This is a genomic window from Kosakonia sacchari SP1, assembly GCF_000300455.3.
GTDB classification, from domain to species: Bacteria; Pseudomonadota; Gammaproteobacteria; order Enterobacterales; family Enterobacteriaceae; genus Kosakonia; species Kosakonia sacchari.
In genome coordinates this window covers 892,240-904,453 of record NZ_CP007215.2, presented here as the reverse complement: position 1 = coordinate 904,453, position 12,214 = coordinate 892,240, and the positions used below count along the sequence as shown (strand labels likewise).

The following is a 12,214-nucleotide window of genomic DNA, read 5'->3' as shown; positions in this document are numbered from 1 at the left end:
TATGGGTGGCTTAACCTCGTTTACGTCGCCAGGCAGGCGCACTTTGCGGCTTCGGAGGCGTTTCCTGAAGCGACATCACCGCGCTTGCAAACTCTTTCATCACCCGCCGGTAGACATCGCGTTTAAACGACACTACCTGGCGAACAGGATACCAGTAGCTCACCCAACGCCAGCCATCAAACTCGGGCGTACTACTGGTCTGCATGTTGATCTCACTGTCGTTACCTATCAACTGCAAAAGAAACCATTTTTGTTTCTGGCCGATACAAACCGGCTTTGTGTCCCAACGCACCAAACGTTTCGGTAACTTGTAACGCAACCAGTTACGCGTAGAAGCAAGGATACGAACATCTTTACGACTTAAGCCCACTTCCTCGAACAGTTCCCGGTACATTGCTTGTTCCGGAGACTCGCCAGGGTTAATTCCCCCCTGGGGAAACTGCCATGAGTGCTGTCCAAAGCGTCTGGCCCACATGACCTGACCTTGTCGATTACAGATTACGATTCCAACATTTGGGCGGTAGCCATCGTCATCAATCACCGGACTACCTCAAAAAAAGTCTGAATAAAGCGATTGTTTCACACTCCCGGAAAACGGTAAACCACTCTATGACAGGGATACGAACGAATAACATTTGAATAACTCACAGTAATCATCAAAGTTATAAACAGAAAGCAATGCTGACGGCGGTTTTTATTCACCTTTTCTGTGGATAGAGTTGTGAAAAAGTATGGAATTACCCAGGGAAAACCCGGAACAGTCTGAATAGACACGTTCTACGAAAAAGAAATAAAATACAGTAATTCATGCAGTTAAATAGCTTTTCAACTGATAATAGCCCCATAATGTGATGATCATCACCTTAAGGATCCTGCCGCTGATGAAAGATCGAACAGAGCCGAATTTATCCACAGATTATGCCAATAAGTTAGGCACATTTTGTGCAGAATTTCGATTTTCATCGCACGTCAAGGCTGTAAATCGAAACAGTAGTGACACTTTTCCCCAGTTATCCCACTTTTCTGTGGATAACATGGTGTAAGATCCTGTTTATTGTCAGTGACCAGATTTGGAAAACCCAACACGTCGTTGCGCAACTCACGAAAACCATCTCAAAATCACCTTATAAATCATATAACTGCTCACACCATGCAGAAAAAGGTACACTGCCTGGCTACGGTGCAAAACTAGCGGTTACTTTTTAGACAAAAGGTTTTTAACATGTTCGCGTTGGCTCCTTTCACTTCACCGCCTGAATCAGAAGCGCAATTGCTGGCCCAGGCGCAGCGCCTGGCGGGCTACACGCTCGGCGAACTGGCCGCGCTTTCAGGCTTGCCCGTTCCGCGCGATTTAAAGCGTGATAAAGGCTGGACAGGTGTTCTGCTGGAACTGTGGCTCGGTGCCAGCGCAGGCAGTAAACCCGAACAGGATTTTGCCGCGCTGGGCGTTGAGCTAAAAACCATTCCGGTCGATAACCTGGGACGCCCGCTGGAGACCACGTTTGTTTGCGTGGCTCCCCTTACCGGCAACAGTGGCGTCGTGTGGGAAACCAGCCATGTAAGACATAAGCTCAAGCGCGTCTTATGGATCCCAATTGAAGGTTCACGTGAGATCCCGATAGCGGATCGTCGCGTCGGATCACCGCTGCTCTGGAGCCCAAATGCAGAAGAAGAGCAGCAGTTACGGCTCGACTGGGAAGAGTTGATGGACTTGATTGTGTTAGGCCAGGTTACCCGCATTACCGCCCGTCACGGCGAAGTATTGCAACTGAGGCCAAAGGCGGCCAACAGTAAAGCGCTGACCGAAGCCATCGGCGAACATGGCGAAACCATACTTACCTTGCCGCGCGGCTTTTACCTGAAAAAGAACTTCACTGGTGCACTGCTGGCGCGCCACTTTTTGCTCTCACCGCATTAAATTTTTGCCTAAGCCACAGCGGTGCTTATAATTAGCGCTTCTTTTTTTGGCAGGACTTTATAGAGATGTTATTTGCATGGGTAACCGATCCCAACGCCTGGCTCGCGCTCGGTACGCTGACGCTGCTGGAGATCGTTTTAGGGATCGACAATATTATTTTCCTCTCTCTGGTGGTTGCGAAGCTGCCTACCGCGCAGCGTAATCACGCTCGTCGGTTAGGTCTGGCTGCGGCGATGATCATGCGGCTGTTACTGCTGGCATCTATCGCCTGGGTGACAAGGCTGACACACCCGCTGTTCAGCGTGTTTGATCACAGCGTTTCCGCCCGCGATTTGATCTTGTTCCTCGGTGGGCTGTTCCTTATCTGGAAAGCGAGTAAAGAGATCCACGAATCGATCGAAGGGGAAGAGGAAGGGTTGAAGACCAATGTGCATTCGTTCTTTGGCGCGATTGTGCAGATTATGCTGCTGGACATTATTTTCAGTCTCGACTCGGTGATCACGGCGGTGGGGCTGTCCGATCATCTGTTCATTATGATGGCGGCCGTAGTTATCGCCGTTGGCGTGATGATGTTTGCCGCGCGTCCGATTGGCGAGTTTGTTGACCGCCATCCGTCGGTCAAAATGCTGGCGCTGTCGTTTTTGATCCTCGTCGGCTTTACGCTGATTCTGGAAAGCGTCTCCATCCATGTACCGAAAGGTTACATCTACTTCGCCATGTTCTTCTCCATCGCGGTTGAAACGCTCAACCTGATGCGAAATAAGAAGAATCCGCTGTAAACAAAACGCTTCCTCAACCGGGGAAGCGTTTTTTAGCTTTGATCTGCCTTTAACCACTTTTTTCAGATTATCCTGCTTTTTCGTCTCCAGACAGCAAGTTATTACTAAACTTGTTGTCAGATGCATGCCACCAGAGGATCAGAACGATGAAGAAATGGGCAGTGATTATTTCCGCAGTGGGGTTAGCTTTCGCCGTTTCCGGATGCAGCAGTGATTACGTGATGGCGACAAAAGACGGCAGGATGATCCTGACGGACGGTAAACCGGAAATTGACGATGATACCGGGCTGGTCAGCTACCGCGATCAGCAGGGTAATAAGATGCAGATTAACCGCGATGACGTATCCCAGATTATTGAACGCTAAGAAATTGCTATAAAGGTCAGTCACCTGCTGGCCTTTATTTGATTTTTCTCTTTCCCTTTTTCCTCCCCTCTGCCATGTTTATATTCCTTTGTCAGGTCAACTGACGTTGTACTTTTAAGGAAGCCGGCTATGCAGTATCACCGTATCCCCCACAGTTCGCTTGAAATAAGCACCCTGGGGCTGGGCACTATGACGTTTGGTGAACAAAACAGCGAAGCCGACGCCCATGCACAGCTCGATTACGCCGTCAGCCAGGGCATCAACCTGATTGACGTTGCAGAGATGTACCCTGTTCCGCCACGTCCGGAAACGCAGGGTTTGACGGAAACCTATGTCGGCAACTGGCTGGCGAAACGCGGCAACCGGGAAAAACTGGTTATCGCCTCCAAAGTCAGTGGCCCAAGCCGCAACAACGACAGCGGTATTCGCCCGAATCAGGCGCTGGATCGCAAAAACATTCGCGTCGCGCTCGATGACAGCTTAAAGCGCCTGCAAACCGATTATCTCGATCTCTACCAGGTACACTGGCCGCAGCGCCCGACCAACTGCTTTGGCAAGCTGGGTTACAGCTGGGTTGATAGCGCACCGGTCGTGACGTTGCTGGAAACACTGGAGGCCCTGACCGAGTGCCAGCGCGCCGGGAAAATCCGCTATATCGGCGTTTCAAACGAAACGGCATTTGGCGTAATGCGTTATCTGCAACTGGCCGAGAAGCATGAGCTACCGCGCATCGTGACAATTCAGAACCCGTACAGCCTGTTAAACCGCAGCTTTGAAGTGGGTCTGGCGGAAGTGAGTCAGTATGAAGGTGTCGAGTTGCTGGCTTATTCTTGCCTGGCGTTTGGTACGCTAACCGGCAAATATATCAACGGTGCGAAACCCGCTGGCGCACGCAACACGCTGTTTAGCCGCTTTACGCGTTACAGCGGTGAGCAGGCGCAAAAAGCGGTCGCGGCGTATGTGGATATCGCGAAGCGCCACAATCTGGATCCGGCGCAAATGGCACTGGCTTTCGTGCGGCGTCAGCCCTTCGTCGCCAGTACCCTGCTGGGCGCGACGACGATGGAGCAACTGAAAACCAACGTGGAAAGTTTGCATCTCGATCTCAGCGCAGACGTGCTGGCTGAGATCGAAGCGGTGCATCAGGTTTACACCTACCCGGCACCGTAACGGTTAACGGCGGCGCTGCCAGATCCACAGCGCCGCAATTGCCAGCGCGAAAATCACGCCAAAGCCAACGCCAGTACCAATTACCGGTACGCCCGCTTTCACCGCCAGCGAGTACAGGCCCAGCATCAGCAACATAGCCATGTTTTCACCGAGGTTCTGCACCGCAATCGCATTGCCCGCGCCAACCGACTCTTTACCAATGGCTTGCAACAAAGCATTCAGCGGCACTACAAAGAAACCGCCCAACATGCCGATCAACATCAGCACGCCGTACGCTGGCAGTAATGCGTGCTGCAAGGAGAACAGCACCACCGCCACGCCAATAAGAATGCCGGCAGGCATACAACGCGCCACGGTTTTCAGTGTAACCAGCTTCGCCGCCAGACCGGCACCAGCCACAATCCCGACGGCGACCATCGCGTTAAGATACGTTGGCGTCGCGTTATCGGTGATCCCAAGCGCCACTGGCACCCACAGCACCAGCAGGAAACGCAGCGTCACGCCCGCGCCCCAGAACAGACTAGTCCCGACCAGCGAGAAGCGCGTTTCACCGTTGCGCCACAGGCTTTTACAGGCGTTAAAGAAGCTGGATGTCATCGGTGTAAAGCGCCAGGATTGCCCCGGACGCGCAGCAGGCAGCTTCGGGATCAGCAGATTGGCGACCACCGCTCCGGCATACACCAGCGCACAAACAGCAAGCGCTGCCAGCACATGCCAGTCGGCCAGCACACCGCCGGCCATCGAGCCAAGTAAAATGGCGGCAATGGTCGACGACTCCATCAAACCGTTCGCTTTCACCAGCTTATCGCCGGTGGTGATTTCACCGAGGATGCCGTACTTCGCCGGGGAATAGGCGGCCGCGCCAATGCCGACTAACAGATAACCGACAAACGGATTGATGCCGACGCAAATACTCGCCGCGCCAATCAGTTTCAGGCCGTTGGCGAACATCATCACCCGGCCTTTGGCGAAGCTGTCGGCGACCTGCCCGACAAAGGGTGCGAAAAGAATGTAAGCGCCCACAAACACCATCTGCAAAATCGGCTGGCTCCAGTCGGGATAAAACTCCGCTTTCAGCAGCGCCAGCGTGGCGAAAAGCAGCGCGTTGTCGCCAAACGCGGAGAGAAACTGCGCGGCAATCACCGCCATCATCCCGCGCGACCACAGCGAGGAGTTAGTGCTTACTGACTCATGCATCTGTCGATTCCGCCTCTTCAACCATGCTTTTCAAGGTCACAAAATCAGGCTTGCCGCTGCCCAGCACGGGCAGCTGTTTCAGGAAGCGGATATCGCGCGGTACGGCAAGCTCCGGCACACCTTGCGCTCGCGCCTGCTGTTGCAGCTTATCGCGAGTCAACTCGCTGTCGGTGGTGAACATCACCAGCGCCTCGCCTTTGCTGGCATCGCTCTTGACCACCGTGGCATGCAGTTTCTCCGGCGAAACAGCCAGCGCCAGTTGTTCGACAATCTCCAGCGAGATCATCTCCCCGGCGATTTTGGCAAAACGCTTCGCCCGCCCCTGAATCTGCACAAAGCCCTGCTCATCAAAACGCACGATATCGCCGGTGTCATACCAGCCCGTTTCCATGTCGCCATTAATATTTTCCGCAGCTGGCGCTTCCAGCACGCCAGGGTTTTCCACCCGCAGATAGCCGGTCATCACGTTGGGCCCTTTCAATTGCAGGCGACCGCCGTCTTCAATTCCAGGAACAGCCATTAACCGCGCATCCATCCCCGGTAAGATCCGCCCGACAGTACCGGGTTTTGCCGCCATCGGCACGTTAATGGAAACCACTGGCGCACATTCGGTCACGCCATAACCTTCAAGGATGCGCAGACCAAATTTGTCCTGCCACAACTGGCGGGTACTGTCCTGCAATTTTTCAGCACCGGCAACCACGTAACGTAAGCGGAAGAAATCATACGGGTTGGCGAAACGTGCATAGTTACCAAGGAACGTCGAGGTGCCAAACAGCACGGTGCAGTTACGGTCATACACCAGTTCAGGAACAATGCGGTAGTGCAACGGGCTCGGATAAAGGAACACCTCCGCACCAGTGAATAACGGCGTGAATAACCCCACCGTTAAGCCAAACGAGTGGAACAGCGGCAGCGCCGACATAAAGCGGTCATTGGCGGTGAAATCCGCGATGGTTTTGATCTGCTCAACGTTCGCCAGCAGGCTTTTATGGCTATGCACCACGCCCTTCGGATTGCCCTCAGAACCGGAGGTGAAGAGGATCAGCGCCGGGTCTTCCGGTTTTTGCGGCAGCTGCGCTTTTAATGGCGTCAGCAGATGGCGGAAAATCCACAGCTTGTCTTCCCTGGTGACATCGCTTTTCAGATCTTCCAGGTAAACCCAGCGCACTTGTGTGAGCTGCTCCGGCAGATGCCACAGTTTGCCTTTATCCATAAAAGTACGGGAGGTGAAGATAGTTTTGATCTGCGCCGCTGTTATTGCGCTACTCAAACCTTTCACGCCGGCGGTGTAGTTCATCATCGCCGGGATGCGCGCACGCGCAATCGCGCCGAAAATCACCGCCGCACTGATCCCGGCGTTTGGCAACATCAGGCCGATTTTCTCGCCCGGCGCGCTGTATTTATCCAGGATACGGGCAACAAACAGCGATTTGGTCAACAGCTTGCGGTAGCTATCCGGGGTGAAATTGATGTCTTCAACACAGGGCTTATTGGCACCGTAGCGATACTGCGCGGAAAGCAACGCTTCGAACAGGGTTTCGCGCGGGCGCACTGCCATGCGCGCTTCCATCATGATTTGGTGCAGCATTTCGCCCGCCAGCTTACGACGGTCACGCGCACGCGGCGCATCCGGCATCGGCAGATGTGTAGGCGGCAGAATATGCAAGGTAATACGTGGGAACAAGCGCTGCTTCACCAGCCCTTTCAGGCGGCTGAAGTAGGTTAGCTCCGCACCATCAATACGCAGTGGGATCACCGTCGCGCCGGATTTTGCCGCCACGAAACCTGCACCGTCGTAAATTTTCATCAATGAGCCTGAAACTGAAATGCGTCCTTCCGGGAAAATCACCACCGGACGGCCCTGTTCCACCAGTCGCACCAGATGTTTAATCGACATCGGTTTGGTCGGATCCAGCGGCACAAAATCAATAATTGAGCTTATCCAGCGCATATACCACTGAGTGCTGATGGAGGTGTAAACCGCGAAAACCGGGCGAACAGGCAGGAATAACGCCAGTAAAATGCCATCAATAAAAGAGACGTGGTTGGGGGTAATGAGCACACGTTCACCGTGCAGCGCCTGCGTGTTGCCGGTCAGTTGTACGCGAAACAACACACGGAACAGGCCGCGGAAAAAGCCCAGTAGCATTTCAACTCCTTTTGCCAGTCAATTAAATACGTTACCAAATTGTGGCAGATTACATGAGAAGTGCGGCGGGTTAAAACGCAGGCGAAAAAAAACCTGCGCGTCCGCGCAGGTTGGTGCAAGAAATGAGTACGAAAAGCGTACCGAATAAATCACCAATCAATACCTCTGGGACCTTGATTGTCGCGTGCGCCACCGCGCCTCACCAGCGGGAAAAAGCAAGAGAGTGAGCCGAAGTGAAACGAGGTGTGTCCATTCGCGATTACTGTTACAGACTTAAGGTAAAAAAAACCTGCGCATCTGCGCAGGTTGGTGTAATTCGAGTGTGCAACCCTGGGGGCTACGTTCACCTATCAATACCTCTGGGAGTTCTACTCTGTCACGGGGGGACACCCGCCACCAGCGGACAATCGAAACAGCCCTTCGCAAAGTGTAACTAAAGGTTGTGCCTGAATTACTTTGCAATTTCCCGCGTGTAACGCTTTCACTGATTTCCTTCGCGTCAGTTCACGTTTGCAGACACCTGCCGGGTAGCTTCCTTGATTAGGCGTCTCTTTTCCGTAACACTATGCAGCGTGTAAACGCTTACCCAAAGGAAGGTGCGTAATGGCGACTATTAAAGATGTCGCGCGGCTGGCAGGAGTTTCGGTCGCAACGGTTTCCCGCGTGATAAACGACTCGCCAAAAGCGAGCGAGTCCTCGCGCCAGGCGGTGCAAAGCGCAATGGATGCGCTCAATTACCACCCGAATGCCAATGCCCGCGCGCTGGCGCAACAGTCCACCGAAACCGTAGGTCTGGTGGTGGGCGACGTGTCGGATCCCTTTTTCGGCGCCATGGTGAAAGCTGTCGAGCAGGTCGCTTCAGCCACCGGGAATTTCTTGCTGATTGGCAACGGCTACCATAACGAAGAGAAAGAGCGCAAAGCCATTGAACAACTGATTCGCCACCGCTGCGCGGCGCTGGTCGTGCATGCCAAAACGCTTCCTGACGATGAACTCGCCTCGCTGATGAAACAGATGCCGGGCATGGTATTAATCAACCGTATTTTGCCAGGGTTTGAACAACGCTGTGTGGCGCTTGATGACCGTTACGGTGCCTGGCTGGCGACTCGCCATTTGATCCAGCAGGGCCACACGAAAATTGGCTATCTCTGCTCCAACCACGCGATTTCTGATGCAGAAGACCGACTGCAAGGCTATTACGACGCGCTGAAAGAGAACGGTTTGCCCTGCAACGACCGGTTGGTGACGTTTGCCGAGCCGGATGAAAGCGGTGGTGAACAGGCGATGACCGAGCTGCTCGGTCGTGGGCGTAACTTTACCGCCGTCGCCTGTTATAACGATTCGATGGCCGCAGGGGCGATGGGTGTGCTGAATGACAACGGCATTGAGGTGCCGCGTGAGATTTCCCTGATTGGTTTCGATGATGTGCTGGTGTCGCGCTATGTGCGCCCGCGCTTAACCACCGTGCGCTACCCGATTGTCACCATGGCAACACAGGCCGCCGAGCTGGCGCTGGCGCTGGCGGAAAACCGCCCGCTGCCGGAAATTACGCACCTGTTTAACCCAACGCTGGTGCGTCGTCATTCGGTGATTGCGCCGCAAGAGTAGCGATACAGGTGCACGGTCTTGTCCGGGTAGTCGAGACCGTCGCCAATGTAGCGCCAGCCAAAACGTTCGTAAAAATCGCGACATGCCGAGTAAAGGTGCAGCTCCTGAAAACCCATCGCTTTCGCCTGCTCGATAACATGGCGCTGTAACTGCCCGGCAAGCCCCTGCCCGCGAGCGCTCTCTTTCACATACAGCGCCGCCAGCCACGGGAACAGATCCTGGCGGCTGATCAAATCGCAGCGCCACAGCCCGACAGTGCCCAGCAACGCATCATCGCCCACCATTACATAAGTGAGCGGCAGCTGCCCAGGCCGTTGGCTGTGCGCGATAATAGAGGCGAAAAAATCACGCGGCAGCGAGTCGCCAAATTCACACCATAACCAGTCCACCACCTGCTCTGCAAAGTGTGGCGCGTCGTACAGAGGAATAATCTTCATACGATCTTGCCCTGAAAAATCGGTACTGATTCAAACAGGTAGCCGTCAAAGTCAGGCGCATCCTCGTCGGAAAGCTCCAGCAGGCTCTTTTTGACATTTTCCAGATGCTGCCACATCGCCTGCCAGGCACCCATCACATCGCGGCGACGCAGCGCTGCCAGCAGGGTCTGCCGGTCGCCCAGCCATTTCAGGCGATAGGGGCGGCTGGCAATATGTACGTTGAATTGTTGCCACAGCGGGCTGCTGTCCATGTGATGCCAGATACTCTCTACCGTCGCCAGCAGCATCTGGTTTTGCGATGCGCCCGCCAGCACAAGGTGGAACATTTTGCTGTTGTCCTGCGACGTATCGTTCATCGCGATGGCGCGCTGCTCTTGTTCGAGAATGCGCCGAAGATTATCGATATCCGCGCGCGTCGCCATTTTGGCGGTAAAGGCGGCGATATTGCTCTCCAGCAACTGGCGCGCCTGTAAGATCTCAAACGGGCCTACATCGCTACTTAGAAAACGCTCCTCTTCGTTTTCATGCTCCTGCGGAATACGCATCACATACACGCCCGAGCCCTGGCGAATATCCACCGTGCCCTGCAACTCCAGCATCAGCAATGCTTCACGTACGATGGTGCGGCTAACGCCATATTTTTCGGCGATATTGCGCTCCGGCGGCAGGCGGGAACCCACGGGGTAATGCCCCTGGATTATCTGCTCGCGTAAATCTTCGCCAATCTCCTGGTACTGTTTTTTTTCCGGCGGGACGACGGCCTTCTCCACAATATCACCTGCAAGTCTGAGTTATCGCGCAGGCCGGGCGCCCCGGCCTGTCGGAGCTATCTTACCAAAGCCAGCGCCTGATCGAGAACTTTCGCGCCGTTTAAGGTGCCGTAAGCCACCGAATCGATTACATCAATCGGAATGCCATATTCCTCAGTCAGTTTTTTATTCTCCGCCAACTTAAAGCGCACCTGCGGGCCCAACAGCACGGCGGTTATCTCGGCGGCATAACTTTGCAGCTCGTCGCGCAGGGCTTGCTCAGCAATAGCGTAGATCTTCAGCTCAAGGCCGCGCTCCGCCGCCGCTTTTTCCATTTTGGTCACCACCAGCGATGTGGACATCCCGGCGGAGCAGCACAACACAATACGTTTCATGGTGGCTCCTTATTTCCATTCGTCATCAATAGTCAGGGTCAACTGGCGTTCATCGCGCAGTTTGCGAAACCAGCCGGCGGACTTTTTCGCCCGACGGTCGCGGTTGTTTTGCAGGTCAATCTCAATCAGGCCATAGCGGTTTTTAAACGCGTTCATTGGCGAGACGTTATCGGTAAACGCCCACAACATGTACCCCTGGCAGTTCGCACCTGCTTCTCTGGCGCGTAGCGTCTGGTATAAATGCGCGGCAATAAAATCGATGCGGTAATCGTCCTCAATGGTGCCCGCAGCGTTGCGAAACTGCCCTTCGTTCTCAATACCCATGCCGCTTTCGGCAACAAACCACGGAATGTTGCCGTAGTCGTTTTTAATGCGCATCGCCATTTCATAAATGATCTCCGGCAGGATCTCCCAGCCGCGAGATTTGTTCATTTTTCTGCCCGGCAACTCAAACGGCTCGTAGTAGTACGCCGGATGGAAAGGTGTCTCCGGGTGCCAGGCGCGGGAAGGCGCTTTTACCCGGTGCGGGTAGTAAAGGTTAATGCCCAGCTCATCGACGGTGTTATCGCGGATAATCGCCAGTTCTTCCTCGCTGTAATCCCACGCGACCTGGTGTTTTTCCAGCAACCGAAACAGCTCCGGCGGATAGTGGCCTTTCACCATCGGATCAAGAAAGACACGGTTATAGAACAGATCGTAGCGCTCAGCGGCCAGCACATCGTGCGGCGCGCGTGAACGCGGATAGGTGACTTCCGGGTTGAGAATACAGCCCACGGTGCCCTGATAACCCTTCTCGCGAAACAGCTTCACCACTTTCGCGGTGGCCAGGTTTTTGTGGTGATTCCACTGCATCCAGGTGCCGGTGTTCTGCTCATAAGGCCAGCGCAGCGCATCCAGGTAGACGCGGGTTTGCACCACAATCGGCTCGTTAAAGGTGAACCAGCGGGTCACTTTTTGATGAAAGCGCTCGAACACTTTCTCGACATACAACAGGTACAGCTCAACCACTTTTTTTGACGCCCAGCCGCCGTAGGTTTCCAGCAAATAACCCGGCAGCTCGTAATGTTCCAGGCAGATCATCGGCACAATGCCGTGGCGCTGCATCTCGTCAAACAGATCGTCGTAATAGGCGGCATAGCGTTCATCGATCACACCGTTTTCGTAATCAGTGAGAAAGCGCGACCAGTTGATCGAGGTGCGATAGTGGGTCAGCCCCGCCTGTTTCATCAGTTGCACATCTTCACGAAAGCGCTGGTAAAAGTTGGTCGCCACCGCCGGGCCGTAGCCGTCGTGCCAGACGTGACGATCGTTTTTGTACCAGAGATCGGGCCAGGAATCCTGGCCTTCCCGCTTGTCTGTCCAGCCTTCGGTTTGCCAGGCTGAGGCCGCAGCGCCCAGAATAAACGACGGCGGTATGGCGATTGTTTTCGTGCTCATTCCATCC

12 protein-coding genes are annotated in these 12,214 nt (G+C 54.3%); 5 read left to right on the top strand and 7 right to left on the bottom strand.

The features are described 5' to 3' along the window. Positions 1-10: 10 nt before the first annotated feature. On the bottom strand, positions 11-541 hold the full coding sequence (rppH, locus tag C813_RS27275) for an RNA pyrophosphohydrolase (RefSeq protein WP_017457684.1): 531 nt from the start codon (positions 539-541) through the stop codon (positions 11-13). A gap of 681 nt (positions 542-1,222) precedes the next feature. Between rppH and mutH the strand changes: the two genes are divergently transcribed. The 4 genes from mutH (at position 1,223) to C813_RS27255 (ending at position 4,232) form a co-directional block, all read left to right on the top strand. Beyond that, a complete protein-coding gene (gene mutH / locus C813_RS27270) occupies positions 1,223-1,918 on the top strand; it encodes a DNA mismatch repair endonuclease MutH (protein ID WP_017457683.1) in 696 nt (231 codons plus the stop codon). Positions 1,919-1,983: 65 nt separating this feature from the next. Next, positions 1,984-2,697 carry a TerC family protein gene (locus C813_RS27265; RefSeq protein WP_017457682.1) on the top strand — a complete coding sequence of 238 codons (714 nt, stop codon included), beginning with the start codon at positions 1,984-1,986 and terminating at the stop codon, positions 2,695-2,697. Between the two features lie 146 nt (positions 2,698-2,843). Further along, positions 2,844-3,062, top strand: a complete 219-nt coding sequence (gene ygdR, locus C813_RS27260) for a lipoprotein YgdR (RefSeq protein WP_007370351.1) — start codon at positions 2,844-2,846, stop codon at positions 3,060-3,062. A 129-nt stretch (positions 3,063-3,191) separates the two neighbouring features. Then, on the top strand, positions 3,192-4,232 hold the full coding sequence (locus C813_RS27255; protein ID WP_017457681.1) for an NADP(H)-dependent aldo-keto reductase: 1,041 nt from the start codon (positions 3,192-3,194) through the stop codon (positions 4,230-4,232). A gap of 3 nt (positions 4,233-4,235) precedes the next feature. Here C813_RS27255 and lplT read toward each other — a convergent pair whose 3' ends face one another. Together lplT and aas are read right to left on the bottom strand one after the other, a co-directional pair. Then, positions 4,236-5,429 carry a lysophospholipid transporter LplT gene (gene lplT, locus C813_RS27250; protein ID WP_017457680.1) on the bottom strand — a complete coding sequence of 398 codons (1,194 nt, stop codon included), beginning with the start codon at positions 5,427-5,429 and terminating at the stop codon, positions 4,236-4,238. Further along, positions 5,422-7,581 (bottom strand): bifunctional acyl-ACP--phospholipid O-acyltransferase/long-chain-fatty-acid--ACP ligase, encoded by a 2,160-nt coding sequence (gene aas / locus C813_RS27245; protein WP_017457679.1) that lies wholly within the window; start codon positions 7,579-7,581, stop codon positions 5,422-5,424. Before aas ends, lplT begins: the two co-directional genes overlap by 8 nt. Before the next feature lie 603 nt (positions 7,582-8,184). Between aas and galR the strand changes: the two genes are divergently transcribed. After that, positions 8,185-9,189: an HTH-type transcriptional regulator GalR gene (gene galR, locus C813_RS27240; RefSeq protein WP_017457678.1), complete on the top strand. Its 1,005-nt coding sequence runs from the start codon at positions 8,185-8,187 to the stop codon at positions 9,187-9,189. Here galR and C813_RS27235 read toward each other — a convergent pair. Genes C813_RS27235 through C813_RS27220 form a run of 4 tightly spaced genes read right to left on the bottom strand, consistent with a single transcriptional unit; the run spans position 9,162 to position 12,207 of the window. After that, positions 9,162-9,626, bottom strand: a complete 465-nt coding sequence (locus C813_RS27235) for a GNAT family N-acetyltransferase (RefSeq protein WP_017457677.1) — start codon at positions 9,624-9,626, stop codon at positions 9,162-9,164. The two genes, galR and C813_RS27235, sit on opposite strands and share 28 nt — an antisense overlap. Then, on the bottom strand, positions 9,623-10,396 hold the full coding sequence (locus C813_RS27230; RefSeq protein WP_017457676.1) for a GntR family transcriptional regulator: 774 nt from the start codon (positions 10,394-10,396) through the stop codon (positions 9,623-9,625). The genes C813_RS27235 and C813_RS27230 overlap by 4 nt, the downstream gene beginning before the upstream one ends. A gap of 56 nt (positions 10,397-10,452) precedes the next feature. Further along, positions 10,453-10,770, bottom strand: a complete 318-nt coding sequence (locus C813_RS27225) for a PTS sugar transporter subunit IIB (protein WP_017457675.1) — start codon at positions 10,768-10,770, stop codon at positions 10,453-10,455. Positions 10,771-10,779: 9 nt separating this feature from the next. Further along, positions 10,780-12,207, bottom strand: coding sequence for a glycoside hydrolase family 1 protein (locus C813_RS27220; RefSeq protein WP_017457674.1), 1,428 nt, complete (start codon positions 12,205-12,207; stop codon positions 10,780-10,782). Between the last annotated feature and the right edge of the window lie 7 nt (positions 12,208-12,214).